Annotated in this window: 24 protein-coding genes; 11 read left to right on the top strand and 13 right to left on the bottom strand. The window is 67.1% G+C overall.

Annotated features, from left to right (window positions below):
* Nucleotides 1-129: 129 nt before the first annotated feature.
* Both Q0C41_RS13690 and Q0C41_RS13695 read right to left on the bottom strand, forming a co-directional pair.
* The gene (locus tag Q0C41_RS13690) at nucleotides 130-723 is read right to left on the bottom strand and encodes a sigma-70 family RNA polymerase sigma factor (protein WP_291984345.1); all 594 of its coding nucleotides are present in this window, start codon (nucleotides 721-723) and stop codon (nucleotides 130-132) included.
* Nucleotides 724-779: 56 nt separating this feature from the next.
* A complete protein-coding gene (locus Q0C41_RS13695) occupies nucleotides 780-1,691 on the bottom strand; it encodes a peptidase E (protein WP_291984346.1) in 912 nt (303 codons plus the stop codon).
* 107 nt (nucleotides 1,692-1,798) lie between these two features.
* Between Q0C41_RS13695 and Q0C41_RS13700 the strand changes: the two genes are divergently transcribed.
* A complete protein-coding gene (locus tag Q0C41_RS13700) occupies nucleotides 1,799-2,989 on the top strand; it encodes a histidinol-phosphate transaminase (RefSeq protein WP_291984347.1) in 1,191 nt (396 codons plus the stop codon).
* Between the two features lie 64 nt (nucleotides 2,990-3,053).
* Here the strand turns inward: Q0C41_RS13700 and Q0C41_RS13705 are convergent, their stop codons facing one another.
* Genes Q0C41_RS13705 through Q0C41_RS13725 form a run of 5 tightly spaced genes read right to left on the bottom strand, consistent with a single transcriptional unit; the run spans nucleotide 3,054 to nucleotide 6,853 of the window.
* On the bottom strand, nucleotides 3,054-3,458 hold the full coding sequence (locus Q0C41_RS13705; protein ID WP_291984348.1) for a hypothetical protein: 405 nt from the start codon (nucleotides 3,456-3,458) through the stop codon (nucleotides 3,054-3,056).
* 4 nt (nucleotides 3,459-3,462) lie between these two features.
* The gene (locus Q0C41_RS13710; RefSeq protein WP_291984349.1) at nucleotides 3,463-3,906 is read right to left on the bottom strand and encodes a hypothetical protein; all 444 of its coding nucleotides are present in this window, start codon (nucleotides 3,904-3,906) and stop codon (nucleotides 3,463-3,465) included.
* Nucleotides 3,907-3,909: 3 nt separating this feature from the next.
* Nucleotides 3,910-4,641 (bottom strand): ABC transporter permease subunit, encoded by a 732-nt coding sequence (locus tag Q0C41_RS13715; protein WP_291984350.1) that lies wholly within the window; start codon nucleotides 4,639-4,641, stop codon nucleotides 3,910-3,912.
* Complete coding sequence (locus tag Q0C41_RS13720; protein WP_291984351.1) at nucleotides 4,638-5,378, bottom strand: ATP-binding cassette domain-containing protein; 741 nt, start codon at nucleotides 5,376-5,378, stop codon at nucleotides 4,638-4,640. Before Q0C41_RS13720 ends, Q0C41_RS13715 begins: the two co-directional genes overlap by 4 nt.
* The gene (locus Q0C41_RS13725; RefSeq protein WP_291984352.1) at nucleotides 5,375-6,853 is read right to left on the bottom strand and encodes an alpha/beta hydrolase; all 1,479 of its coding nucleotides are present in this window, start codon (nucleotides 6,851-6,853) and stop codon (nucleotides 5,375-5,377) included. Before Q0C41_RS13725 ends, Q0C41_RS13720 begins: the two co-directional genes overlap by 4 nt.
* Before the next feature lie 83 nt (nucleotides 6,854-6,936).
* Between Q0C41_RS13725 and Q0C41_RS13730 the strand changes: the two genes are divergently transcribed.
* From Q0C41_RS13730 to Q0C41_RS13745, 4 genes are all read left to right on the top strand, one after another.
* Nucleotides 6,937-8,373, top strand: coding sequence for a hypothetical protein (locus Q0C41_RS13730; protein ID WP_291984353.1), 1,437 nt, complete (start codon nucleotides 6,937-6,939; stop codon nucleotides 8,371-8,373).
* A 522-nt stretch (nucleotides 8,374-8,895) separates the two neighbouring features.
* Nucleotides 8,896-10,500 carry a hypothetical protein gene (locus Q0C41_RS13735; RefSeq protein WP_291984354.1) on the top strand — a complete coding sequence of 535 codons (1,605 nt, stop codon included), beginning with the start codon at nucleotides 8,896-8,898 and terminating at the stop codon, nucleotides 10,498-10,500.
* A gap of 267 nt (nucleotides 10,501-10,767) precedes the next feature.
* On the top strand, nucleotides 10,768-11,604 hold the full coding sequence (locus Q0C41_RS13740; RefSeq protein ID WP_291984355.1) for a hypothetical protein: 837 nt from the start codon (nucleotides 10,768-10,770) through the stop codon (nucleotides 11,602-11,604).
* Nucleotides 11,605-11,877: 273 nt separating this feature from the next.
* Nucleotides 11,878-12,825 (top strand): Gfo/Idh/MocA family oxidoreductase, encoded by a 948-nt coding sequence (locus Q0C41_RS13745; protein ID WP_291984356.1) that lies wholly within the window; start codon nucleotides 11,878-11,880, stop codon nucleotides 12,823-12,825.
* 54 nt (nucleotides 12,826-12,879) lie between these two features.
* On the opposite strand, the gene Q0C41_RS13750 is transcribed toward Q0C41_RS13745, so the two are convergent.
* The 6 genes from Q0C41_RS13750 to Q0C41_RS13775 all read right to left on the bottom strand — a co-directional run bounded on the left by Q0C41_RS13750 (nucleotide 12,880) and on the right by Q0C41_RS13775 (nucleotide 19,571).
* Complete coding sequence (locus tag Q0C41_RS13750) at nucleotides 12,880-13,752, bottom strand: SMP-30/gluconolactonase/LRE family protein (RefSeq protein ID WP_291984357.1); 873 nt, start codon at nucleotides 13,750-13,752, stop codon at nucleotides 12,880-12,882.
* On the bottom strand, nucleotides 13,749-13,895 hold the full coding sequence (locus Q0C41_RS13755; RefSeq protein WP_291984358.1) for a hypothetical protein: 147 nt from the start codon (nucleotides 13,893-13,895) through the stop codon (nucleotides 13,749-13,751). The genes Q0C41_RS13750 and Q0C41_RS13755 overlap by 4 nt, the downstream gene beginning before the upstream one ends.
* A 67-nt stretch (nucleotides 13,896-13,962) precedes the next feature.
* Nucleotides 13,963-15,531, bottom strand: a complete 1,569-nt coding sequence (locus Q0C41_RS13760; RefSeq protein ID WP_291984359.1) for an amino acid adenylation domain-containing protein — start codon at nucleotides 15,529-15,531, stop codon at nucleotides 13,963-13,965.
* Between the two features lie 7 nt (nucleotides 15,532-15,538).
* Entirely contained in the window at nucleotides 15,539-15,799 is a 261-nt protein-coding gene (locus tag Q0C41_RS13765) for an acyl carrier protein (protein WP_291984360.1), read from the bottom strand.
* Nucleotides 15,800-15,822: 23 nt separating this feature from the next.
* Nucleotides 15,823-18,381 carry a hypothetical protein gene (locus tag Q0C41_RS13770; RefSeq protein WP_291984361.1) on the bottom strand — a complete coding sequence of 853 codons (2,559 nt, stop codon included), beginning with the start codon at nucleotides 18,379-18,381 and terminating at the stop codon, nucleotides 15,823-15,825.
* A gap of 41 nt (nucleotides 18,382-18,422) precedes the next feature.
* Entirely contained in the window at nucleotides 18,423-19,571 is a 1,149-nt protein-coding gene (locus tag Q0C41_RS13775; protein ID WP_291984362.1) for an acyl-CoA dehydrogenase family protein, read from the bottom strand.
* A 483-nt stretch (nucleotides 19,572-20,054) separates the two neighbouring features.
* Between Q0C41_RS13775 and Q0C41_RS13780 the strand changes: the two genes are divergently transcribed.
* From Q0C41_RS13780 to Q0C41_RS13805, 6 genes are all read left to right on the top strand, one after another.
* Nucleotides 20,055-21,032: an AAA family ATPase gene (locus Q0C41_RS13780; RefSeq protein ID WP_291984363.1), complete on the top strand. Its 978-nt coding sequence runs from the start codon at nucleotides 20,055-20,057 to the stop codon at nucleotides 21,030-21,032.
* Entirely contained in the window at nucleotides 21,032-21,637 is a 606-nt protein-coding gene (locus Q0C41_RS13785) for a polysaccharide biosynthesis/export family protein (RefSeq protein WP_291984364.1), read from the top strand. Before Q0C41_RS13780 ends, Q0C41_RS13785 begins: the two co-directional genes overlap by 1 nt.
* 12 nt (nucleotides 21,638-21,649) lie before the next feature.
* Nucleotides 21,650-23,011: a hypothetical protein gene (locus tag Q0C41_RS13790; RefSeq protein ID WP_291984365.1), complete on the top strand. Its 1,362-nt coding sequence runs from the start codon at nucleotides 21,650-21,652 to the stop codon at nucleotides 23,009-23,011.
* A 159-nt stretch (nucleotides 23,012-23,170) separates the two neighbouring features.
* On the top strand, nucleotides 23,171-24,643 hold the full coding sequence (locus tag Q0C41_RS13795) for a GNVR domain-containing protein (protein WP_291984366.1): 1,473 nt from the start codon (nucleotides 23,171-23,173) through the stop codon (nucleotides 24,641-24,643).
* 106 nt (nucleotides 24,644-24,749) lie between these two features.
* The gene (locus Q0C41_RS13800; RefSeq protein WP_291984367.1) at nucleotides 24,750-25,514 is read left to right on the top strand and encodes a CpsD/CapB family tyrosine-protein kinase; all 765 of its coding nucleotides are present in this window, start codon (nucleotides 24,750-24,752) and stop codon (nucleotides 25,512-25,514) included.
* A gap of 2 nt (nucleotides 25,515-25,516) precedes the next feature.
* Nucleotides 25,517-26,923: a TIGR03013 family XrtA/PEP-CTERM system glycosyltransferase gene (locus Q0C41_RS13805; RefSeq protein WP_291984368.1), complete on the top strand. Its 1,407-nt coding sequence runs from the start codon at nucleotides 25,517-25,519 to the stop codon at nucleotides 26,921-26,923.
* Nucleotides 26,924-26,930 lie beyond the last annotated feature (7 nt).

The following is a 26,930-nucleotide window of genomic DNA, read 5'->3' on the forward strand; positions in this document are numbered from 1 at the left end:
CCCCGGCCGGCTCGATGGGCTCGCGCACCGCGGCCGCGAGCACCTTCGCGCGCAGGCCGGGCGGCGGCGCCACCTGCGGCACGGCACGGCCGAGCGCGTCGAGCACGCGCTGCTCTTCGGGGTCCTGCGTCATGACTGACCCCCGGCCGCACCACGCGCCACGGCCACAGCGGATCGAAGCGTCTGCAGCGCGCTCCGGACCCTGGTTTTGACGGTGCCGAGGGGCGTGGACGTCCGCTCGGCGATCTCGCTCTGCGTCAGGCCGTCATAGTACGCCAGCTCGACGGCCACCCGTTGTTCGGCGGGCAGCGCGTCGATGGCCACCTGCACCCGTTCGACCTGCTCGCGCGTGGCCACTACGTACTCTACGCTCGGCTCGGGATCGGGGATTGCGGCCAGACGCTCGTCGTCGGAGATGCCATCGCGTGCCGGGTTGCGACGGCGCAGGCAATCAATGGCGCGCGAGCGGGCCATCATCAGCAGCCACGCCGCCACGACCCCACGCGAGGCGTCGAAGCGCGCCGACGTGCGCCAGGCCTGCGTGAACACCTGCTGGGTGACATCTTCGGCATCCTCGGGCCGCCGCACGATGCGCAGGGCCAGCGAGTAGACCGGCGTGGCGTGGCGGTCGTAGAGCTCCGCCAGCCCCGACTCGTCGCCGCGCGCCATGCGGGCGAGCGCCGCGACGTCGGCGGTGACGCCCTCGGGGTCGTCCGTCCGCATCCGGGATGCCGTCAGAGGCAGGCCATCACTCGACACGCTCGGCGCAGTCTAGCCGATTACGAGATCCGGTCGGCCGGCAGCGGCTTTTCCACCACCTTGCCGTCCACGAGGCTCACGTGGAACACGTCGGCATCGGCGCGCGTCGCCACGACGCGCTTCACCGTGTTGTCTTCGAAGTAGATGCCGGCGTCGTTGTCGCAGGCATAGCCCGGCTTCATCTGGCCCGAGCCGATGAGCTTGTGGTACAGCGGCCGGCGGCCGGGTTCGGCGTCGTAATGCGGGCAGTGGCTGCCCTTGAGGAAGCCCAGGCACTGCACCGTCGAGAGCTCCTTCGGGCGCGAGTCGGTGGTGCCTTCCTCGAACCAGCAGAGCGAGCCGGCGCTGGCGCCACCAAGGACGATGCCGCGGTCCCACGCCTGGCGCAGCAGGACGTCGATGCCGTGCGCCTTCCAGATGACCTGCTGGTTGAGGGTGTTGCCGCCGGAGCAGACGATGCCGTCCACCGAGAGCAGCACCTCGTCCCAGCCACGCGGCTGCTGGGTGCTGGCGATGAAGCTGACCTGGTGCGACGCCTCCACGTTGAGCGGCGCGCAAGCCCGGTACCAGCTGATGATGCCCTGCGGCGAATCGGCCGACGCCGTGGGCAGGTAGAGCAGCTTCGGCCGCGGCTTGCCGGTCAGTTCCGCCATGTAGCGGATGAAGGCCGTGCCGAAGCCGCCGCCGGCAATCAGGATGCGGCGCGTGGGTGCGGCGGATTGCCGCAGGCCCTCGCCGGCGAGCGCCTCGGCCGGGGTGCCGGTCAGCCCGGCCGCTACCGTGCCGGCCACTGACGAAGTCAGGAAATCGCGACGTTTCATGGGGTGCTCTCCCGGGCGCCGGGCGGCGCCGGCCGGGATTCTACTGCAGGCGCCTGCCCCGCTATCTGCAACAAACGCATGGGTTTCGCGCATCCTGCAGCGGGTGGTCATGAGAAAAATGCACGAATCTGTCCCGGAAGGCTGCGACGGACGCGCATTCGGGCCGAAGATCGGGTACATTTCTGGGGTTCGACCAGATTTCCCTTGGAGGGCTTCGCATGGACGTCAGGCATCCGTTTTCTCGTCGTCGGTTTTTCGGTGGTGTGGCCGCAGCCGTCGGCGCCCTGGGCCTGAAGCCCGCCAGCCTTCTCGGGCAGGTACGCACCGAACAGTTCACCGGCGGTGAGGCCCAGTACGACGCCTTCGTCAAGATCGCGAGCAACGAGAACAACTGGGGGCCGCCCCCGGCCGTGATGGAGGCGATGCAGCACGCCTTCAAGTATGCGAACCGCTACGGCAACCCCGACGGCAACGTCATCCAGGCGATTGCCGATCACCACGGCGTGAAGCGTGAGAACGTGCTGCTCACGGCTGGCTCGGGCGAAGTGCTCGACGTCGTCGGCACCACCTACCTGCAGGGCGGCAAGTACGTCCTCGGCGCCGACCCGTCCTACGGCTCGGTGTTCGCGCACGCCACCAGCATCAAGTCCGAAGCCATCAAGGTGCCGCTCCTGAAGGACTACCGGCAGGACATCCCCGGCATGATCGCCGCCGCGAACCGCAACGCGCGCGACATCGGCTTCTTCTACCTCTGCAATCCCAACAACCCGACCGGCGTCGTCATCTCGGCCAAGGAAGTGAAGCAGGTGGTCGAGGGCATTCCGAAGGACATGCCGATCCTCGTCGATGAGGCCTACCACCACTACGTGGACGACCCGGCCTACGGCACGTCGGTGCCCTACGTGCTCGAAGGCCGTCCGGTGATCGTGGCGCGCACCTTCTCGAAGATCGCGGCGCTCGCCGCGATGCGCGTCGGCTATGCGATCGCGCCGGCCGACGTCATCAACCGCATGCGGCCCTACACGACGAGCGCCCAGGGCGTGAACGTGCTGGCGAAGTTCGCCGCCGCCGCGTCGCTCAAGGACACGGCCGGTCAGGCGGAAATCCGCCGCAAGACGATCGCGCTGCGCAACAGCACCTCGAAGGAACTCGAGGCGTGGGGTTACCCGGTGATCCCGTCGCAGACCAACTTCTTCATGGTCAGCCTGCACGACAAGATGGTGCAGCCGACGATTCAGGCGTTCCGCGAGAAGAACATCCTCGTCGGCCGTCCGTTCCCGCCGATGCTGAACCACCTGCGCGTGTCGATTGGCCGCGACGAGGACATGGCCAAGTTCCTCACCGCGTTCAAGGAAATCTTCCCGAAGCGCGCGGCGGTCAGCTCGACCGCGGCGCCCGCGCAGCGCTAAGCGCGCCGCACAGCACTCTCTGGCGAAGGGCCGGCGGATTCCGCCGGCCCTTTCGTTTGTACGGTTACCGCAGCAGCCAGCGGCCCGTCGTGGGGCGGTCGGTGTTGAACGTGCCGAAGCGGGAGTGGCGGGTGGCGGTGGCGGTGACGTCGCGCACGGGGTCGCCGGCGCTGGCGGCCGAGCGGCCGTCGCGGTCGACGAAAGCGGTGAGCGCCAGCACCTGGCGGGCGCCGGGCGCGAGGGTGTCTGGCGCGGCGGCCCGGTAGGTACCGTTCACGACGAACTGCGCGTCGCTCCACGCGAAGTCGCCGTCGTTCACGACCACGACCGCGCCGCCGTCCACGGTGACCCGCGCCACCATCGGCTTGGCGCGCATGTCGTCCACCGCCAGCCATGTGCCGTAGACCATCGCCGCCGACACCGCGAAGAGCGCGACGGCGACGAGCGTCTTCTTCACTCCCAGGGTCATCCCGCTACCGCCCGAAGATGATGCGCTCGCGCGACATGGCGCGGGCGGTGAGCCAGACGAGCAGCAACGCGCAGGCGAGCGCCGACACGCCGGCGACGAGAAACAGCCAGGCGCCGGGCGGTTGTCCGCCGAGCACGTCGGAGGCCAGCGCGTATTGCCCGAGCACCGGCACCGGCGCCAGCCACGGACGGCGCGACAGCGGATAGACCGTGGCCAGCATGCCGGGCAGCATCGGCAGCAGCATCAGCATGCCGAGGTAGCCCTGCGCCTCCTTGAAGCTGCGCGCGAAGGTCGACGCGAAGAGCACCATCGCCGCGAGGAAGAGCGCCAGCGGCAGGATGAGGAGCAGCAGGCTGAAGAGCTCGCCGTCACTCAGGCGGAAGCGGATGCCGAGGTCGTGCCACGGGATGCGGCGCAGCACGTTCACGGTGATGATGAGCGACAGCACGACCTACGCGCCGCCGAGCGCCGAGGCGGCCAGCCACTTCCCCGCCGCCAGCACCCAGCGCGGCACGGGATTGAGCAGCAGCGGTTCGAGCGAGCCGCGTTCGCGTTCGCCGGCCGTCGAGTCGATGGCGATCTGCATGCCGCCGACGAGTCCGGCGATGACGAGCAGCAGCGGCAGGAACGAGAGCAGCGTCGCCAGGCGCGCCTGGCTGCTCGACACCTCGACGTCTTCGAGGCGGATCGGCTGCGCGATGCCCGGCGCCACGCCGCGGGCGATGAGGCGCAGGCTGGCGAGCTGCCCGGCGTAGCCGCCGACGAGCGCCCGCACACGCGCGATCTTGGGGCGCGCCCGCTCGCGCGTGCTCTCGCTCACGAGCTTCACCTCGGCCGTCTGCGCGCGGCCCATGCGCGCCATGAAGTCAGGCTCGATGATGAGCACGACGTCTTCGGCGCGGTCGAGCACGGCCTGTTCGGGATCGGCCGGCCCCGGCACGACCTTCACGCCCGTCTGCTGGCCGAGCCACTGCACGAAGGCCGGCGCGTGTTCCGCGCCGACGACCGGCAGCGTGAGTTCCTCGGCGCCGCGGGCGCTCCCGGCCGTGCTCGTGAGCAGCACGCCGAGCAGCAGCGGGGTCATGAGCGCCGAGAAGACGAGCGTCACGAGCGAACGGCGATCGCGGATGCCGTCCACGATTTCCTTGCGGGCGACCGCGAAGAGCGCTCCCATCCACCTCATGCGGAGGCTCCGTGGTCGTGTTCGAGGCCGGCGAGCAGCACGAACGCGTCTTCGAGGTTGTCGCGGTCGGTCTGCGCGCGCAGATCGTCGGGCGTGCCGTCGGCCACGACGCGGCCATCGGCGATGACGACGATGCGATCGCAGAGCGCCGACACCTCCTGCATGATGTGGCTCGAGAACATCACGCAGCAGCCGTCGTCGCGCAGGCCGCGGATCACCTCTCGCATGGCGCGCGTGCTCATCACGTCGAGCCCGTTCGTGGGTTCGTCGAGGATGACGTTGCGCGGCTGGTGCACGAGCGCGCGGGCAAGCGCCACCTTGGTGCGTTCGCCCTGCGAGAAGCCGGCCACGCGGCGGTCGGCGATGGCCTCGAGGCCGAGGCGCGTGATGAGCCGCGCGACGCGCTCCTTCGTGACCGCGCGCGACAGCCCGTGGAGGTCGGCGAAGTACTCGATGTGCTCGCGGGCGGTGAGCCGCGGATAGAGGCCGCGCGAGTCGGGCAGCTGGCCCATCACGCGCTGCGCCCCCACGGGATCGGCGACGACGTCCACGTCGTCCACGCGGATCGTGCCGGCATCGGGCCGCATCAGCCCCGACAACATGCGCAGCGTGGTGGTCTTGCCGGCGCCGTTCGGGCCGAGCAGGCCGGTCACGGTGCCGTCCCTCGCGGTGAGGTGCACGCCGCGCACGGCGACCACCTCGCCGAAGCGTTTCTGCAGACCGTCGATGGCGATCATGGCGTCTTTGGCGCGGGCGGCGCCGCCGGCCCGGTGGGCGTGAGGAAGAAGGGCGGCCGCGTGAGCGTGCCCGTGCAGGCCGGGTCGAGCCCCGTCACGCTCGCGGTGCGCAGGAACGTGTCGACGATCGCCGGCACGCAGCCGCGCGTGAGCGTGATGTGGCCGGCGCCCGGCACGACGATGTGCCGGGAGTTCGTGAGGTGCGGCGCGACGTGCTCGCCCCAGGTGGGCGGGGTGACCGGGTCGTCCGCCCCCGACAGGATGAGCACCGGCGTGGCCGACGTGATGGGCGCGTAGTAGCTCTCGGGCACCTCGCCCCGCGGCCAGAAGCTGCAGGCCGAGTACTGCGCATCGAACATCGCGGCGCCGAGGAAGCCGCCGGCGTCGGCCGTGACGCGGTCGTCGGGCGTGATGCGCGGGATGTCTTCGGCGCAGACCACCGAGAGGTGCATGCCGATGGCCATGTCGCGCTTGTCGCCCTCGGGCGCGGAGGCGAAGGCCAGCGCCAGCAGCCCCTGGTAGTTCCCCGCCGCGGCGTCGGTGAGCACACGCGGCAGGAGCGACGCCACTTCCGGCACGTAGAGCGCGCGGAAGACGACCAGGGCGACATCACGGCGCGAGAGCGGCAAAGAGATGGGCAGGCCGGTGCGCGGATGGACGCCCGTCACCGTGGGACGCTCGGCCTCGAGGCGCGTGAAGAGCGCGCGAATGTCGGCGCCGAGCGTCGGGAACGTGGCGGCGCAGGCGGCGTCGGCCGCGCAGTCGGCGATGAGGCGGTCGAGCGCCCGCTGCGCGTCGCGCGCGGTCGTGAGCGGCAGGCGCATGTCCTGCGGCGCCACGCCGTCGAGCACCACGCTGCGCACCTGTGCCTCGTGCTGGCGCAGGTAGACGAGCGCCGCGCGGGTGCCGTACGAGCCGCCCCAGAGGTTGATCCGCTCGTAGCCGAGGAAGCGGCGGACGTCGTCGAGGTCGTCCATCGCGATCGACGTCGTGTAGAGACGCGGATCGGCGTCGAGGGCCGCAAGGCACGCGCGCAGCCGGGTGAGGGCGCGGTCGTCGTCGGTCGCCACCTCGTCCATTTCCTCGACGGAGGGATCGCAGCCGAGCCGGTTCGACTCGCCCGTGCCGCGCTGATCCACGAACACCAGATCGCGGTCGGTGCGGAAGCGGCGGAACATGCCCAGCCGCGCGCCGGCGAGTGTCGCGGCGCCGGCGCCGGGCCCGCCTTCGAGGATGAAGAGCGGGTCGGACGCGGCATCGCGGCGCAGCGCCGGCGCCACCACGATCTTGAGGGCGATGGTGCGCCCCTGGCCGGTGGCGCGGTTTTCGGGCACGCTGAGCGTGCCGCAGTAGGCGCCGGTGGGGCCTTCCTCGATCGCGCACTCGTGCAGCCGGTCGATGGCCGACGTGGCGGGCTGCGGGGCGCACGACGCCATGGCCAGCGCCAGCAGCGCAGCGCAGAGTCGCGACGACATCCCGACCATTACACCATGCCGGCCACCGCGCGTGCCCCTGATTGATCGGTGACGACGATCCGATAGAGTAGCGAGGAGCAGTCGTGGTATCTCTCCGCCCACGCTACCGGCTGGCGCTCGTTGCCGCCCTTGTCGTGCTGCTCGGCCGCACGGCCGGCGCCGAGCCGCTCAGCCGCGCCGACGCCCGCCTCAAGGACGACCTCACGGTCGTGCAGGCGTTCCGGCCCGCCTACCGCTTCTGGCAGCACATCTTCACCATCCCCGACGGACGCATCGCGTTCGGCAGCGAACAGGACGGCCGGCTGCTTGCGACCTTCCCGACGAAGGGCGACTGGGGCCGTGATGCCCTCTACGTCGACACCTCGCTCGCGGCCACGCTGAACGGCGTGGTGTGGCCGCCGCGGCCCGACGACCGCCGCGATCTGGTGGTGCGGCTGCTCACGCCGACCATCGGCCCACTGCTGCACAACCCGACGCGCGGCCTCTTCCTGCTGCCCAACATTCCGAAGTACGCGCCGTTCCTCGATGAATGGAGCCGCATCTACGAACGCTTCGGCGTGCCGGCCGAGATTGGCCTCTCGCAGGCCATCCTCGAGTCGGGACTGAACGGCGTGGCGAAGTCGCGGGCGAGCGCCCTCGGGCTCTGCCAGTGGCTGCGCCGCAACTGGCAGACACTCGACCGGCTGTCGCCGGCCGTCATCGAGGCCTTCAACCAGACCACGCAGGCGCCTTACTGCGCCGCCTACCTGTCGATCCTCGGCACGATGTACGGCAGCTTCATCCCGGCGCTGTCGGAACATCACTCGGGCGGCGTGAACGTGGGCCGCGCGCTCATCAACGGCGAGCGCCTGGGCGGCGCCACCGTGCCCGAGCAGTACTTCCGCGGCTCGCAGTTCGCGCGCGACCTGCGCCAGGTGGACCTGCGCGGCTATCGCGACCTCTACCGCACCTACGGCATCCGCTCGTTCCGCTACGCCGAGATGGTCTTCGGCAACACGCTCACGGTGCGGCAGCTGCGCTCGACCGTACCGCAGGAGCGCATCTTCGCGATGCGGACGGCCCGCGCGGTGCCGGCCGGCGAGATCACGAAACGCACCAGCCTCACCGCGAGCGAGGTGCAGCGCTTCAATCCGGCGCTCACGCGCGCCGTGCCCGCTGGTGCCACGATCTACCTGCCGTTGCGCGTGCCCGAGTTCGGCGCCGACGTCACGTTCTGGCAGCGCGATCCGGCACCGGCCTTCACCGCCGCCCTCGACGACTTCCTGCAGCTCGAACCCGGCGTGCAGCGCTGGCACGATGCCTCGTTCGAATCCGTGCTGCAGGGCTACCGCAAGCGCTTCGAAGCCACGGGCACCGAAGAAGGCGATGTCATGGCCAGCGTGCTCGCCTACGTGATCGGCGACCTGCGCACGAGCCGCCGCGCCGCGATCCTCGACGAGTTCCGTACCAGTGGCCAGATTCTGCAGCTCTTCAAGCAAGGGGCGGCCGAACTGGGTCACCTGCTGACGGGCAGTCAGTAGCCCACCGCGCATCGTCCCCGGTCTTCGCGCGTTCTGCGCACGCCTGCGCGCGGTCAGCCGGCCCGCAGTGTATCGGTCTCCAACGCACCGAGTAGAAACGCGCCAGTGGGTTTTCGTGCCAAGGTGCCCGTGGCGGGCCGCCCTTTGCACACGCAATCGAAGGCCTCCTGCCAAATCTGAAATGTACGGTGCGTCCACCGGGCCCGGCACACTGGCGAAAGGCACCACATAAGTCTCTGATTACAAGAGACTTACGCGATCCTAAAGCCTGCGGACGTTGGCTGGCGCGCTTCTGGCACTCCTCGGGGTGTCATGGAACTCGCATCCACCGAAAACGGCCGCACCACACGCTGGCCCGGATCTTGGAGCGTGTTTTCGCGGGTATCCCTCACCCGCATCGCCCAACTCCCCCTGGGCGCCGATCAATCCCGAACTTCGTTCAGTGGTCTCCGCGCGGCGGGGACGGTGGTGATGCCTGTGGGGACTTCTGTACTCGTTGATGCCTTCTGCCGCGGTCGAAAGATGCTGCGGCACTCATACGCCGGCCTGGTGGGTGCACTCGCGGTCGCGCTCATCACCGTCTCCGCCTCTACTGCGTCCGCGCAGACGACCACAGTCACGGCGGCCTGGGACCGCAACACCGACGCACTGACTGCCGGCTATGTCGTGCACTACGGCACGTCCCCGGGCACGTATCAGTGGTCGTACGACGCGGGCAGCCAGGTGAGCGCCCAGCTCACGCTGAACCGCGGCTCGATCTACTACTTCGTCGTTCGCGCCTACAACACGTCGGCGCAGCAGGGCCCGCCCTCGAACGAGGCGACCATCGACCTGCGGACCACGACCGCCGCACCGACGGCGCAGATCACGGCAACGCTGCAGGGCACGAACGCCATCGTCAGTTGGCAGACCACCAACGCCACGAGTGCCACTATCAACGGCGCGACCGTGGCCCTGAGCGGCACGAGCACGGTGCCAGTGACCGCCACGGCCACCTTCACGATCGTCGCGCGCAACGCCGCTGGCACGACCGCTACGCAAAGCGCGACGGTTACGGTCACTCCGGTGCCGGCGCCGACGGCTACCATCACGGCCTCGCTTCAGAACTCGACGACGGCACTGGTGTCGTGGCAGACGGCCAACGCGGTGAGCGCGACCATCAACGGCGTGGGCGTGTCACTCACCGGCTCCGCCTCGGTCGCCGTCGCGACCACGACGACGTTCACCATCATTGCGACGAGCAGCACGGGCGCCACCGTGACCAGAAGCGCTACCGTGACCGTGGCCCCACCGACCAGCCCGCTGCCTGGCGCACCGACGAACATGACGGTGGCGGTGAGCGGTTCCCGAGCGACCTTCGCCTGGCAACTCGCAGCCACCGGCGGAGCGCCGACCGGATATCTCATCGACCTCGGTCTGTCCGGCACGACGCAGATGCTTGCGAGCGGCTACAACGTGGGCAACATCACCTCCGTGGCCGCGGACCTGCCGAGGGGCCGCTACCACGCGCGTGTTCGTGCGACCAACGCTGCCGGAACGAGCGGCTACTCCAACCTCTTCCAGTTCAAGATCGGCCGCACGCTGGTGTCGCCCCGGGGCTTTACCGTCACCTGGATTGGCACGACGGCGGTGATGTCGTGGACGGCCGCCTCCGCCGACGGTGCGATTGAAGACGTGCCGACCAACTACGTGCTCGAAGCAGGAACCGCTCCCGGCCTGGCCGATGTCGCCACGGTGAAGCTCGGGCGGGTCACGAGCTTCAGCGCACCGATTCCGTCGGGCACCTACTACGTGCGTCTGCGAGCCGAGAACGACTACGGCGATTCCGACCCCACGCCGGACCTCGTGCTGGTGCCCCCCGGGGCTCCTGGTGCCCCCAACACCCTGGTGGCCTCGCGGGTGAATTCGACCGTCAATCTGCGGTGGAACGCCCCGGCCGGCTCCTCGGTCGGCGGCTACATCATCGAAGCGGGCAGCGCCCCGGGACTGTCGGACCTGGCCAGGGTGCAGGTGGGCACGGCGACGACGTTCTCCGCTCAGGCGCCGGTGGGGACCTACTACATCCGTGTGCGGGCCGTGAACGGGCGTGGCCCGGGTCTGCCATCGAACGAGGTTCTCGTCCGGTAGCGATTACGAATCCGTTCGGCGTCGTCCAGAATTAGGGCAGCGACCGGGCACAAATTACATGGGCCCTGGCTGACGGGATGCGTCGGCCAGGGCCTTCGTTCATTGAAACCCGCCGCATTTCGGACCGCGCGAATCGCCGAATCGGAATGGCCCGATTCTTGTAAACCCGACCAGCCTGTCTCCCGGTTTGTCATGACACTGGCCGTCCAACACGCTCGAATTCCGTGGGCCCTGCGCCGGGCTGCCGCCGTGCGGAGCGTCCTGCGCGTGGGTGCACTGGCGCTTGCGGCGAGTCTGGCGCTGGTCTCGGCGGCGGCCGCTCAGATTCCGATCACGGCCGCGTGGGATCGCAACACGGACGGTTTCACCGCGGGGTACCGGGTCTCTGTTGGCACGAATCCGGGTTCAGCCCAAGCAGTGCTCGATGTGGGCAGTGCTACGAGCGTGGTGCTGCCGCTGCCGCCCGGGGGCATCTACTACGTCTCCGTCCGGGGGTACACGGACGCCGGCATCGAAGGGCCGTCCTCGGGTGAGGTCGTGGTTGATCTGGCGAATTCACCGGGCGCTCCGACGGCAGTCCAGGCAAGCGTGAATGGCGCCACGGCCAGTATCAGTTGGGCGCCACCCGACGCTGGCGGTGTCGCCCTCAATTACCGGATTTCGGTCGGCACCGCACCGGGGGCGTCGAATATCTTGAGCGACTATCCGCTCGGCGCCGCGCGGAGCGTCTCTGGCGCCGTGCCGCCCGGCACGTACTTCGCCAGAGTTCACGCCGGTAACGCCGTGGGTATCGGGCCGCCCTCACCCGACGTGTCATTCCACGTCGGTGGCGCTGCCCCACCCGGTGCGCCGTCGGCGCTGGCCGCGACGGTGGCGGGCTCGTCGGTGACGCTCTCCTGGGCCGCGCCGGCGGGCGGAGCGGACACGTACATCATCGAAGCCGGCTCGGCCACCGGGGCCGCGGACATCGCCGTCATCAACGTGGGCGGTGCACTCTCGTTGACGGCCACCGCCCCGCCAGGGACGTATTTCGTTCGCGTGCGGGCGGTCCGCGGATCCGGCGTCAGCGTTCCCTCCAACGAAGTCATCGTTCGCTCGAGATAGCGACGTTCGCGGCAGTGCGCCGTCACCGCTGGATCCCCGCGAGACCGAGCACATTCGGGAGGTCATCGACCTTCCGCACCGAGACGCTGCGCATCCGCGCTTCCGCACCACGACAAGCAGCACATGCTCGGCACGTCGCCGGGCTGCAGCAGCGGCGACTAGGTGACGGAGGCGCCCCAGGGGATCGCTAGACGATCGTGCCCATCCGCGAGGTCGCCGGCGGGCCTCTCGTCTATCATGTCGGTGCGAGCCGCCCAGCGGAGGTTGCCCATCATGATCAGCCCAAAGAGAGCGGCAACAGTCCGGATCGCGGTGGTGGGTCTCGGCAAGGTCGCCCGCGAGCAGCATCTGCCGGCCTTGGCGGTCGAGGACCGATTCACACTGACGGCCACGGTGAGTCCAGACGACGCCGGACTGCCCGGTATCCCTCACTTCAGGAGCCTCGACGCCCTTCTCGACACACGCCCTGCACTCGACGCGGTGGCACTCTGCACGCCGCCGCAAGTTCGCAGCGCCCTGGCGGCTCAGGCGATCTCCGCCGGCCTTCATGTATTGCTCGAGAAGCCGCCAGGCACGACGCTGACCGAAGTGGAGGCACTGACTGCCCAAGCCGCGCGTGCTGGCACGACGCTGTTTGCCGCCTGGCATTCCCGCTTCGCTTCGGGAGTCGCTCCAGCGCGCGAGTGGCTACTCGGCCGCACGGTGCTCGGCGCGTCGATCGACTGGCGTGAGGACGTCCGGACGTGGCACCCGGGTCAGCGCTGGATCTGGGAGCCGGGGGGACTTGGGGTTTTCGATCCTGGTATCAATGCGCTGTCGATCGCAACGGCCATCCTGCCGAGCCCGCTCCGGGTCGACGCAGCCACCCTCGCGGTGCCGTTGAACCGCGCCGCGCCGATTGCTGCCCGGCTGCGCCTGCGCACGGCCGCCGGCGCGCCGGTCAGCATGAATCTCGACTGGCGCCAGACCGGGCACCAGACGTGGGACATTCGAGTGGAGACCGACGAAGGCCCGCTCCTGCTGGCGCACGGCGGGGCAAGCCTGTCACTGCCGGGCGACACCGTCGCCCCCTTGCCGGACCGCGAGTATCCGGCCCTCTACGAACGGTTCCACGAGCTCGTCCGGACGGGCGCCAGCGACGTCGATCTCGTCCCGCTCCGGCTGGTGGCGGATGCGTTCCTGATCGGTTGCCGCGAGACGACCCCTGCGTTCGACGATTGAGCAGACACTAGACCGCGAAGTGCAGCACGGCGCGAGAGCTCCCGCCGGGACGGCTCAGATCCCGTGCTGAATCTCCACGTCGACGAGCCCACGGATGGACGCCCGCCACGCGAAGAGGCCGCCAGCCAGAGGCTGGTGTGCCAATGCGTCGGGACCGAGTTTCTGCGCGGCGGTCGTCGCGAACACCGTGCGGCGGTCGACGCCTCCAAACGCGAGCTTGGTGACATTGGCCACCGGCAGGCGCACCGTCTCAACCAGCACGCCGGCCGGCGAATAGCGCCGCGCGCCCCAGCCGTCGTAAAGCGCGATCCAGACGTGTCCGTCGTCGTCCACGGTAGGCCCATCCGGGTAGCCCAGGCCCTCGTCAAACGCGGCAAACAGACGTCGGCCGTCGAGTTGTCCCTGCGCGTCAACGTCATAGGCCCAGACCTTGCGAGCCAGCGTGTCGACGAAGTATCCGGTCAGGCCGTCGGGGCTGAAGGCCGGCCCGTTGGTGATGGGGCACCCAAAGCCACGCTGGCGCACCTGGCCATCGTCGTCGAGGCGGTAGAACCTGCCGCTCGATTCGTGCTCAGCGTCGTCCATTGTCCCGAACCAAAGATAGCCGCGGGGATCGACGACGCCGTCGTTCAGCCGGTTGCCCGGACGGTCGGGATCGACGACCGTCAGCAACTCGAACGCGCCAGTAGCCGGATCGAATCGGTGCAGACCGCCTTCCAGCCCGGCGATGAATTTCCCGTCGGCACTCGGCAGCACGAACCCGCACTGCGCCGGAGCCGCGAAGCTGCGCCGGCTGTCGGTGGCGGGGTCGTAGCGGTGAAGCGCGTGACGCTTGATGTCAACGAACCAGAGCGCGTTGTCGCGCGCCGTCCACACCGGGCCTTCGCCGAGCAAGGCGCGGAGATCCCAGCGGCATTCGACGCTCATTGCCGGCCTCCGTCGACGAAGAAGCTGTGGCCCGTTCGTAGGCGCAAGTCATCCGACGGCAGGAACAGCGTCGTCGTCGCGATGTCGCGCACGAACTCGCGGCCTCTCATGCACGGCAGCAGGACGACAGAGTGTTTCGGCACGCCGGTTCCTCGTCGGCACATCAGGGGCACCATCCCAAGCAGTTGCCGGGGCGAACCAGACGTCGGATCACGCCGAGGCCTTCAACGCTTGGTAATCGACCTTGTCGGTGGACGTCCGCGGGAGAGCTTCAAGAACGGAAAACCTGTCGGGAATCATGTATGGCGGAAGATTCTTTGCCGAGTGAATCTTGAGTTCGATGATCGACAGCCGCTTTCCGGCCGAGCAGCTCACGGCGGCCACGATCTGCACGCCGCTCTCAGGATGTGCCACGGCGACCACCGCGGCCTCGCGCACGTCGGGGTGCTTCAACAGGCCTACTTCGATCTCTCCCAGCTCCACACGATAACCGCGGCGTTTGACCATGCGATCACGCCGACCCAAATACCGAAACTGCCCACTCGCCTCCTCGGCGACGATGTCGCCGGTGCGGTACCACTTCCGGCCGGCAGCGTCGGTGAAGAATGCCCGGGCGTTCTGCTCCGGCAGGTTCCAGTAGCCCTGCATCACGTTGGGCCCGGCAACGATGAGTTCACCCTCCGCGCCGTAAGCGACCGCCTTACCGTCTTCGTCGACGACTCTTCCCTCATTGGGCACGCACATCGCACCGATCGGGAACGTGGCCATCTGTTCCCACGACCCATCGGCAGGCACTTCATAAAACGTGCACACGTTGGTCTCCGTGGGCCCGTACAGGTTTACGAAGCGCGGCTGCGGCCAGAAGGCGCGCAAGGTGCGGAACCGCGGGATGGGGAAGACCTCGCCGGCGAAGTAGACGATCCGGAGCTTCGAGTAATCATACTGGTCGAGCTTGCCGTAGTCGGCAAGTAGACTGAGGATCGACGGTGTCGAGTACCAGATGGTGATGCCTTCGGTGGCAATCGCCGGGGCCAGGGCGCCCGGATCTTTGCCCAGCGCCTCTCCGATGAGCACCAGGCGCGCCCCGTGCTTTATCGGGACGAAAATATCGAGGATCGACAGATCGAAGTGGAAGGGCGCGTGCGACGAGAAGGTGTCAGTCGATTCCGGCGCAAACACGTCCGAGATCCAGTCGATGAAGCTGGCGGCGTTGCGGTGTGACAGCACGACGCCCTTGGGTTGCCCAGTGGAACCCGACGTGTAGAGGATGTAGGCGATGTCGTCCGGCTGCACCGGTGGCGATGGCACCGGAGGCGCAACGCCGGCCGCGTCCAAGGCGTCCAGCAAGCTGCGGATCGGCAGCCCAGGTTCGGCGGGGTCGAGCGCGAAGACATGCGGCGATGCTCCCAGTGCCGTCAGTTCCGCCGTGAGGCCGGGGGCGAGGTCGCGCTCGGTGATGACGGCCTTCACCGCGCAGTCGTTCATGATGTAAGCGCCGCGCGGTGCCGGCGATTCCGCGTCTACCGGCACGTAGGCTGCGCCCGCCTTCATGATCCCGAAGAGCGACACCACCGAATCGAGCGACTTGCGCAGGCGGAAGGCGACGCGGTCGGCAGGCCGCACACCGGCGAGCCACAGGCGATCGCGGAGCCGATCCGACAACACCGAGAGCTCGCGGTAGGTCACACTGCCGCCACCGGGCACGCACACGGCAATCTTGTCCGGGTACTGACGGGCGGAGTGCTCGAGAAGATCGGTCAGGCAGGTCGTCGCGCTCATGAGGGCCTCAATTGCTTTGGCCGGTGGTCTTCGACCCGACTAGGCTCGCGATGCTGCGCACAGACGACAGATTGCCGGCATCGAGATCGCTCGCCTCCAGCTCGATCTTGAAGTGTTCCTCGAGAAACGTCACGAGCTTCAGGGTCGACAACGAGTCGAGGATGCCGCTTTCCTTCAGTTCGGTGTCATCCGTGAGGTTCTTCGGGTCTTCTCCCGGCAGAAAGTTCTCGAGGATGAACTGCTTGACCACTTCACGCGTGTTGTTCATGAACAGGCTCTCCGATATGGCGATCAGGGTCTTCGGGGGAGCACAGCGGTCGCCTGCTGTAGCGCGCCCGATGCGAGGAAACCGGTCAGCTTGCTGTAGAGAGCCTCGGCGATGAGGCGATGGCCGGCGGCGTTCGGGTGGTCGTCCCACGGCGCCACGCGCAGCGCTGGACGTTGTTCTTCGGGATAGACGTCGAACAGATCGAACACTGGTAGCCGCGCGTCGTCGAGGACCCGTTGCAGGGGCACCTCGTCCGGTACGTTGTCGAGCACCACGTTCAGCGCCAGCACCACAGGAGCGATACCTCGTGCGCGGGTGATCTCGGCGAAGCGCCGGAACGAAACCGCAAGAACGTCGTCGGCAATGCGGCGCGCCCGCGAACGGGCTTCGCCGTATGGCATCCGACTCGGTACGCCGAGGGCGCTTGAGGCACGCCGCACGAACGCGTACGGTAGAGGCAACCCGGCATGACCAGGATCGAGGAGGAGCGCGCCGGCCATGATGTCCTGGACCTCGGGCACGCTCACTGGGATGCCCTGTTCTGACACCTTCAACAGGAAGCCTTCGGTCATGTCGCGGTTGTCCTTGTAGTGGGTCGCGATGACGACGTCTGGTGAGAACGCGAACACGCGGTCTTCGAGCAGCGCCAGCTGCTGAGGAAGGGAATAACCGTCCACTCCGAAGTTCAGCACCTCGACCCGCTCATAGCCACCGACGCCGTCGCGGTTCAGCCACGCCTCCACGAGGCGCTCGAACACATCCGCATCGGCGACGTTGTTGCCCATGACGTGCGAGGGACCGAGGATGGCGATACGCAGCGTTCCGGGCGCTTTGTCCCGTTCGTAGTCCTGGTCGCGCATGCCCCAGCGGTTGGTAGTGAAGGGCTGACCGTTCCAGGTGGTGCTTCGTGACGGCTTGAGATCACGCAGCATGAGGTCGGACCGACCGTTCAGCACGCCGAGCTGATCGAGTGTCTGCCACGACGCATCGCGCTTGCGGCCGTCGAGCGACACCGGCGTATCGAGCTGGGCGCGCACATCGAGCTGCTCGTAGTAACCCTTGTGCTGTGTCGTGAGGTCGCGGGCGTTCAGCCCGGTGGCGCGCATGGTCCGCACGGCATCCGCGACTGCCGGAGGCATGGCGGCCCGCACTACCGGCTGCGCCAGTGCGCACAGCACGAGCAGCGGCACCACGGTGCGCGAGAGGGGGCTGAAGGCGACGGCGGTCCACCCCTGGAGGGGGGCACGTGTCTTCCAGTCGAAGCCGCCGAGCACCATGATGATGGCGAAGGCCCCGCCCAACAGCACCACGCCCTTGAGGTCCACATTCACCGCCGAGCCGAGCATCCAGAGCCAGAGGCTCATCGACTCGGTGCTCCATAGTGACCAGAGCGTGTAGAACATCGTGAAGGTGACGGCCGTCTGAAAGCCCTGTCGACGATTCCAGCCCTGATGTCCGCCGATCCGGCGCGTCGTTTTGTCGGCGTTCAACTCGGCCAGGCCGCCGTACACGACGAAGCCGCCGAGCACGGCCCAGAACAGCGTGTCCTGCGGCGTCAGCGGAAAGCCGCCTCGAAGCCAGAACCACTGATACGAGTGCAGCAGCCAGGTGACGACGAACACCACGACCGTGGAGATGACCAATGCCGCCTTCGGGCCCCGGGCTTTCACGCGGAAATAGGTGGGGTAAAAGACCGTCTTCATCATGAAGTCGGTCCAGTACAGGTTGATGCGTCGCCACAACTCCGTGAAGCTGTTGGCCAGCAGATACAGCTTGTGCGTCTCTGGCAGCCGGAACCCGAACAGGTGCAGCATGCCGACGATCAGATGAAACTGGCCGGATACCCGCAGATAGAGCAGCAGCGTGGCCAGCATGAACTGGACGAGGTCGCCGAGCGTCGCCACCGACTCGGCGTCGGCCACGAGGTTGTGGTAGACGAAGCGATAGAGCACAAGGTGCACCACCCCGCGCGCCACCCACAGCATGCCCAGCTCGTAGATGCCGCGGGCGTCCTTGTCGTAGTAGGTGCGCCGGAACGTCTGGTAGTCAACCACTGGAAACAGCGGGAACACCAGGTTCGGCAGCATGAAGAAGTACGAGAGAGACCACCACGTGCGCCCCGCCGGCGGATCCCCCTTCGTGGCCATCACGTACAGCACCAGGCGGAACATGAACATCGACCCGAGGATCGGCCACAGCGATGCCGACCACGGGGCCCCGATCACTCCAGCCCGTGACGCCGCCAGGCCGACACCCACGGCCAACAGCAAGCCGACCCGGGCGGCCATCCGCCACGGCAGGTTGGCCAGGCCGATGAGCACCACGCCGGACCCGAGCAGCCAGAGGGCGTCGATCGTACTGAACACCAGGAAGGCCCCGCCCATCGACATCACCGTGAAGAAGGGCAGCCGGTAGGTCAGCGGCAGCGCCGCGTTGATGGCGAAGCCGACGGTCGCCAGCAGGAAGACCCGCAGGAACGCCGTGTTCTCGATGTCGTACAGATAGACGACCACCGCCGCCAGCCCGAGCTGCAGCCAGGCCGGCAGCCACGCCGCCACGCCCTGACCACCGTCGGTGGTCACCGTCCCCGCGGGCCGGGCGACGGCTGCGGACCCTGCACTGATCACAGGCCGAGACCCTTGGCGATGATGTTGCGCTGGATCTCGGATGTGCCCGAGTACAGGGTGCTGCTGACCGAGTCGCGCAGGTCCCGCTCGACCTGCTGCTCAGTCATGTAGCCGTAGCCACCGAAGATCTGCACCGCGTCGAGGCACGACTTCACGTAGCTTTCCGAGACGTACAGCTTGGCGATCGCAGCTTCGGTCGTGGCATCCACGCCACGGTCCTTGAGGACGCCGATCCGGTAGATGAGCGGCCGGCAGGTGTCGATGCGGACGCGCATGTCGACCAGCCGATTGGCCACCGACTGGAACTTGCCGATGGACTTGCCGAACTGTTTGCGCGCCCGCGCGTGTGCCAGGCAGTCTTCGAGCTGGCGCTCCATTACGCCAAGGCAGCTGGCGAGGATGCAGCCGCGTTCCCACTCCATCGAACACTCGAAGACCGCCACGCCGCGGCCTTCACGGCCCAACCGCTGCGAGACCGGGATCCGGCAGTTGTCGAAGATCACCTCAGCCATCGGCGACGTCCGCAGACCCATCTTCTCGAGATGCGGGCTCACGGTGAGTCCGGGTGTATCCCGCTCGACGATGAAGCCGGTGATGCCCATCGAGCCCAGGGCCGGATTCACCGTGGCGTAGGCCACGAACAGATCGGCGACCGGCGCATTGGAGACGAAGGTCTTGCTGCCGTTGAGGACGTAGAAGTCGCCCTCACGGGTCGCGCGGGTGCGCATCGAGAACACATCCGACCCGGAGTCGGGCTCGGACGCCGCGTTGGCGCCGATGAGCGTGCCGTCGCACAGCGGCGGCAGGTACTTCTGGCGTTGCTCGGCCGTGCCGTAGAGCAGGATCGGGATCGGATTGGTCCACAGATGCGCGTTCAACGAGAAGAGCAGACCTTGGTCCCGGGTTCCACGGCCCAGGCCCTCCATCACGGCCAGCAGCTCGGTGAGGCCCAGCCCCAGCCCACCGTATTCCTGGGGAATGGGCATGCCCAGCACGCCGAAGTCGGCGCAACGCCGCCAGGCGTCGCGGTCGAAATGTGACTCGCGGTCCCGCGCGACCATGTTGCTGGTCAGCGACTCACGCGCGAAGGCAATCGCGGCCTTCTGCAGCTTCAGTTGCTCCTCGGTCAGTTCGATCACACTCACAGCCACTCCCGGCGCAAACATGAGCGAGTCACCGGACCCGCCGAAGACCGTGAGGTCCCTCAGCGCGAAGGTGCTCCGGCAGACAAGGCTAACACCGGAGACACCGACCCCGAGTCGAACTCGATGCCAGCATAGTTTACGGCGCTTCCGCCCATCACCTCCGAGCCGCCACCGACCTGGCCGACGAGAACGGCGGCGCGACGCAGTCGGCAGACAGGTAGCTCATCTATACAAGATTGAGGCTGAGGCAGGAAATTTGTCGCCTTTCCGGGTGACTTAAGTTGTCGTTGGCATGGCCATTTACTGTCGTCGGGCCGAAAGCAGGCCGTCTCTTCACAAGCTCCGTGCTCCGTATCTAGTTGTTAAATAATGACTTATGTGTCATGATTCTGGCTGAGCTGTTCCGGCTTCACCTTTGCAGAGGGGATTGCGGACGTCGCGTTGCGCTCAAGAATGATCGGCCCAGCCGTCGATAACACGAACATGGCCTTGCCAACAGACAAAAGCACGTGGAAGACCGCGCCCTTGTACGGGGCCTTCTACGGACTCGAAGAGGCCCCTTTCGATCTGACGCCCGATCCTCGTTTCGTGTTCCTGACTGCCAGGCAGGGCGAGGTGCTCAGCAACCTTCGCTACGCACTGGCCGCATCCAAAGGCTTCACCCTAGTCTTGGGCGAGGCGGGCACCGGGAAGACCACGTTGGTGCGAACGGCGCTCGCCGGGATAGGCGACACGCAAAGCCGCTATGTCCTGATAAACAATCCAACGCTGGGGCGTCAGGAGTTCTACGAGTTTCTCGCCCGCGAATTTGACCTCTCGCCCGATGCCGCCACATCGAAGACGCGATTTCTTGCGGGCCTCCAGCAGGCGGTGGAAACGCGCTTCGCCGCCGGCGGCTTGACGGGACTCATTGTCGATGAGGCACAAAGCATGCCACACGAGTTGCTCGAAGAGATTCGCCTGTTGGGCAATATCGAAACGTCCACGACGAAACTGCTGAACATCGTGCTGTGCGGTCAGCCGGAGTTGGCCGACCGGCTCAACGAGACCTCGCTCCGTCAGCTGAAGCAGCGCGTCGCACTGCGCTGTGAGCTGGGCCCGCTCACCTTGCCCGAGACCGCGTCGTACATTTCGGGCCGCCTGCGCATTGCGGGTGGCGCACCGAGCGAAATCTTTACGCGCGATGCGGTCCTGGCGGTCTTCAGCGGCTCGAAAGGTATCCCGCGCACCATCAACGTCATCTGCGACAATGCGCTGATTGGCGGTTTCGCCGCGCAGGTGAAGCCCGTGTCGGCTGAGATCGTGCACGAAGTCTGCAGCGATTTTGACCTCAACACCGCGCCCGCAGCGCTTGGTCAGGTCGCCGAGGCACCCGCTGAGTCGGCGGTCGTCCCAGTCGAGCGGCTCATGTTCGGTTCATCCACGCCGCGACTCAGGCGGCGTTTTTCCTTCTTCTCGTGATGCACATCACACGCCTCACTCTTGCGCTCGTCGTCCTGGGCGCCACGATCGATATGGCCGGAGCCGCGCAGGTGGCTTCACCCGCCGCGCCGTCCGCGCAGCCCAGCGCCGCCGACGTGAGCGCCGACTTCACGATCGGCCCGGAGGACGTGCTCGGCGTCGTCTTTTGGCGCGAAGCGGAACTGAGTGGCGACGTCACCGTACGACCGGACGGCAAGATCACACTGCCGGTCATCGGCGAGGTTCAAGCCGCCGGTAAGCGTCCGCAGGATCTGCAGGCAGAAATCATGACTCACGCTGGCAAGTACCTGACGGACCCGAACGTCGTCGTGGTCGTCCGCGCGATCAACAGTCGCCGCATTTTCGTGACCGGTCGGGTCACCAGCCCTGGAGGTCATGTCCTGAAGGGTCCCTTGAACGTGGTGCAGGCCTTGGCGCTTGCCGGCGGCCTCACCGAGTACGCCAACGCCAAGAACATCTCCATCCTTCGAACGGTCAACGGGCGTACGGAACGCTTCAAGTTCAACTACCGGGAAGTGACGGCCGGAAAGAGCCTGGAGCAGAACATCGTGCTGCGTCCCGGCGACACCGTTGTCGTTCCTTAAGGCGGCCCTCCTGTGATCGCCCCGCGGGTCTCCTGCACGATGTTCGTCGTTCTGGTGGGACTCGTGTGTCGAGCAGGCGCGCAGGTCGTCCAAGGCCCGCCAGGTGGTTCGTCCGGCCTCTTCGGCAGCGGCAGCGGCACGGTCGCGGCGCCGCAGCTGAGCGTGACGTTCGACCAGGATGGCGGATACGAGGACAATCGCATCACCGAGACGACCGCGGAGGGCGACTCCCTCGTGCCGATCCAAAGCGGCTACGTCGCAACCGGCGCGGCCACGCTGAGCTATCGCGTCGGCCGGCCCGAACGGTCGCTCGTCGGCGTCGGTTCGGGATCCGTGAGCCAGCAGCAGGTCGGCGGAGGCCTGCCCTCCTACCGCCTCATCAGAGGCAGCGGACAGCTGCGAGGCACGACCAACATCGGACGACGTTCACGGCTGAACATGATGGCCGAAAGTTCATACGAGCCTGCTTTCCTGTTCGGGACGTTCGATACGCTTGGCCGCAACGTCTCCACCGGGCAGACCGGGTCGAGCACCGGGCTGGAGGCGCCAGCCAGTTTCCGGCCGTCGCTCACGTCGCAGCGGTGGCTGGCCTCTCAAGTCGGCGGCGACACCTCCTACAGCTGGACGCCGCGTCAGCGGACAAGCATCGGCTACAGCGTATCCTGGCTGCGACCGCTGTCCGGTGTGGGCTTCGAGAGTCGGGCGCGCACGACGGCGCTGGAACATGCCTGGAGGCCTACCGGCAACACCGCCTTCGAACTCAGCTACCGGAACCTCTCGAATCCGCAGCGCCTCGACGACGGATTCGAGCAGCGCCTCGGTGTTCAGACGGCCGAAGGCCGCCTGCGCTACGAGCGACGCCTCTCGCCGCGGCGCAGCTTGGCTTTCATGGCCGGGGGCGGCGCAGCGAGAGTCGACGCCAGCGGCCCCCTCGGTCAATCGGACATCCAACTCACTTCGCCAACCGTGTCCGCTTCGGTCCGGCTGGGCGTGGTCTCGTCGTGGGGCATGTCGCTCACCACCCGACGGGATGTCACCGTGTTGTTTGGCCTGTCCCCGGAACCGTTCAGTTCGAACGCCGTCCTCGTGAGCCTTGATGGCACCGCCCGGCGCCGATTGACCTTCGACATCACCGGCGGCTACTCGCAGGGACGGACACTGGTCGGCGCGCGGGGCGCATTCGACCAGACGATGATCGACGCGATGCTCCGCTACGGGTTCGGCACGAGAGTCGGGGTCACTGTGCTCTACAGCTACAACAACCATGAATTCCAGAACGTCTCCGTGGTGCCGTCGTCGTTTCCCACAAACTTCGGCCGCAATTCCGTCAGAGTCGGCCTGACCTTCTGGCTGCCGCTTTACGGACGCTTCTGACGCAGGTGCTCGGTCATGTTACCAGGCAAGAGACTCACCGCCGTAGAACTACTGAACATGGCCCGTCGCCGGGCCTGGCTCGTTGTGTTGCCCCCGGTGGTCACACTCTTTGGAGCGCTCGTCTACTCGTCGCAGCTGCCGAACATGTACGAGTCGGACATGCTCATCGCCATCGACCCTCAGCGGGTGCCAGACTCGTTCGTGCGCACTACGGTCACGCTCGAAACGGACCGCCGACTCGACGCGCTGCAGGTGCAGGTGCTCAGCCGCACGAACCTGCTGCAGTTGATCGAGGAGTTCGGTCTCTACCCTCAAGAAATCGAGGCGCTGCCGCAGGAAGAAGTGATTGCGAAGATGCGCGAGAGCATCAACGTGGTCCGGGAGAACGCCCGGGCACGGGCGGGGCAGGTACCTCAGCCGGCGGCTTTCCGCGTCCGCTTCGTACATACCGATCCCGCACTCGCGGCGAAAGTCACTCAGCGCTTGGGCGAGATCTTCGTTGACCAGAACATAAGGGACCGTGGGGCGCTGGCCGGCGCGACCAACCGGTTCCTTGAGACTCAGCTCGCCGACGCAAGGACCAAACTCGAGGTGCAGGAGCAACGGCTCGAAGCCTTCCGGCAGCGTCACGGTCAGGAACTTCCGACGCAGACCCAGTCCAATGTCCAGTCCCTGTCGAGCACCCAGCTGCAAGCGCAGAGCCTCGTCGAGTCGATCGCGAGGGACCGCGACCGGAAGCAGATGCTCGAGCGGCTTTACCGTGAGGCCGCCAGCGAGCCGCCGCCCACACCGGTCGCGGTGGCCCAGGCAGGCAGCGCGCCAGCGGTCGGCGCCACCGCGCAGCAACAGTTGGCCGCAGCGCGCGCCAACTTGAATGGCCTCGAGACCCGCTACAAGCCCGATCATCCTGACGTCGTCCGCGCCAGGCGTCAGGTCGCGGAACTCGAGCCGAAGGCTGCCGCGGAAGCACAGGTGGCGGCCACGCGCGAGCCCAACACCGCTGCCCCGTCAGGCGTCCTGACTCCGGCCGAATTGGCGCGCCGCGAGCGTCTGCGCGAGATGGCCGCGGAGATCGAGAGTCTCGATCGCCAGATCGGCTTCAGGGAGGCCGAGGAGCGCCGCGTGCGCGGCGAGATCGCGGAGTACCAGCGTCGACTGGAAGCGGTTCCAGGTCTCGAGTCGGAGTGGGTCAAGCTGACGCGCGACTACGACACGATGCAAGCGGCTTACCGTGAGCTGCTCACCAAGAGTACCGCCGCTGATCTGGCCGCCAACCTCGAAGATCAGGACATCGGCGAACGCTTCCGGATCGTTGATCCTGCTCAGGTCCCGGTGCGTCCAGTACAGTCACTGCGGGTGCGATACAACGCAGGCGGCCTCCTGGCGGGTCTCCTGATCGGCCTCGGACTCGCTGCGCTGCTCGAGATAAGGGATCGCAGTTTCCGGACCGAAACAGATGTGCTCGAGAGCCTGTCCCTGCCGGTGCTTGCGACAGTGCCTTACATCGAAACCGCTGCCGAGAAGGCACGCGACCGCAAGCGTCGCCTCGTCGTCTCGGTCATCGGCGCCCTCTGCGTGGCCGTGGCCGGATACGTTGCGTGGAATCTGAAGCTCTGGAACAGCCTTCTCTAAAGGTGCAGGTGTGGGACGCATAGACGAGGCACTCAAACGTGCGGTGTCGGCGGAGACGCCAGACGCTTCGGCAGCGAAGAGCCAGCTCTTCCAGGCGGATTGGACCGTGGTCGACGCCGCGGAGGGTACGCCGGTTGCGGGGTCGACGCTGCTGACGCCTGGAGCGGCGCCGCAACCCACGGGCGGCATGATCCGCTTTTCGTCGCAGTGGCGCGAGCGGCTGGCAGCCGGCCCAGAGAGCGACCTCGGCCTCACGGAGCAGTTCCGCCGACTGGCGGCCACGCTGCATCACGCGCATCTGGCGAACGGACTCAGCGACGTCATGCTGACGAGCGCGTCTCCTGGCGATGGCAAGACGCTGACGGCCGTCAATCTCGCCCTGGTTCTGGCCGAGTCGTATCGATACCGGGTCCTCCTCATCGACGCCGATCTCCGCCGGCCGTCAATTCCCGACATCTTCGAACAGTCCGATGGCTGCGGCTTGAGCGAAGCGCTGACGTCACCGACCGAGCAGAAGCTCGCGCTGGTGGCGATCACCAACCGCCTTTCGTTGCTGCCGGCGGGTCGGCCGATTTCGAACTCGATCGAGGCCCTTACCTCGCCCCGCATGCGGCAGATCCTCGAAGAAGCCACGAGTCGTTTCGACTGGGTGATTGTCGACGCACCGCCGGTAAGCGCCGCCACCGATGCCCGCCTGCTGGCGCAGATGGTCAGCGGCACGCTGTTCGTCATTCGCGCCGGCCAGACACAAAGTCCGGACGTGCAGAGGGCGGTCGACGCAATCGGACGAGAGCAGATTCTGGGAGTGGTGCTCAACGGTGTCGAAGGAACCGGGCCCACACCTTACTACTACGGCCATCCCAGAGACTGACGATGTATCGGATCATCACCGGCGGCTTCAGCCTCAGACGCACCGCTTTCGTCGCGGTCGAGCACGGCCTGATCGTGTTCGCTGTGGTGCTGGCAGCTGTCGTGAGGCTGGGGACTCCGGAGACCGTCGACGAGTACCTCGCGTGGGCGATCCGCGCCTTCTTCGTCGCCGGCATATTGCAGGTCTGCCTCCATTACGGCGATCTGTACGACATGCGGACGTTGGCCGATCAGCGAGATCTGCTCGTCGGCATCCTGCGGTCGCTCGGTGCCGCATCAGTAGTCCTCGCCATTGTCTACTATTGGGTACCTGGCCTAATGCTCGGCCGTGGCGTGTTTGCGTTGGCCACGGTGCTCATCATCGCCTTGGTGACAGGCTGGCGTATCGCGTTCGAATGGATTTCGACGCGCGGCCGGCCCACGGAACGGCTGCTGATTGTCGGCACCGGGCCGGCCGCCGTCAACCTTGCCCGTGTACTGCTCGAGCGGCGCAGCGAGCTCGGTGCCGAGCTGGTCGGGTTCGTCGACAGCGATCCGGCGAAGGTGGGCAGCGCGTCTGGTGCTGACGCCAACCGTGTCGACATCATCGGCACTGTCAAGGACGTACCGGCGATTGTCCGCAGCGGGCGAGTCGATCGCGTGGTCGTCAGCCTGGCAGACGCACGCGGCAAGCTGAACATGGACGAACTCCTCGCCATGAAGCTGAACGACGGTGTGCGATTCGATCACCTTGCGTCTGTGTACGAGCAGTACACCGGCAAGATCGCGGTCGAGAACCTGCGTCCGAGTTGGATGATCTTCTCCGACGGATTCAGAAAGAGCGACACGATGGAGGGAGTCAAGCGTGTCTCCGACATCGTCTTCGCCATCGTCGGCCTGCTGCTCGCGTCGCCGCTGATGCTCGGAGTGTGGCTGGCGCTGAGGTTCGGCTCATCGGGTCCGGCCATTTACAGCCAGAAGCGCGTCGGGAAGGACGGCGTGACGTTCACCATTCACAAGTTCCGGTCGATGCGCGTTGATGCCGAAACCGCGAGCGGTGCCGTGTGGGCCAGAGAGAACGACCCTCGGGTGACCAAACTCGGACGTTTTCTCCGCCGGACCCGCCTCGACGAACTGCCGCAACTGTGGAACGTCCTTCGCGGCGACATGAGCTTCGTTGGACCCCGGCCGGAGCGACCGGAATTCATCGCAGAACTGACCCGCAAGATTCCCTTCTACGGACAGCGTCACGTCGTCCGGCCGGGGCTTACCGGCTGGGCGCAGGTTCGCCATCGTTACGGCGCGTCAGTCGACGATTCGCAAGAAAAACTCCAGTACGACCTCTTCTACATCAAGCACATGTCCTTCGCCTTCGATCTCTACATCGTGCTCGAGACCGTGAAAACCGTACTCGTGCGCGGGGGCTCCTAGGTTGGCG

Origin of the sequence: Luteitalea sp. (genome assembly GCF_022842525.1) — a bacterium.
Taxonomy (GTDB): domain Bacteria; phylum Acidobacteriota; class Vicinamibacteria; order Vicinamibacterales; family Vicinamibacteraceae; genus Luteitalea.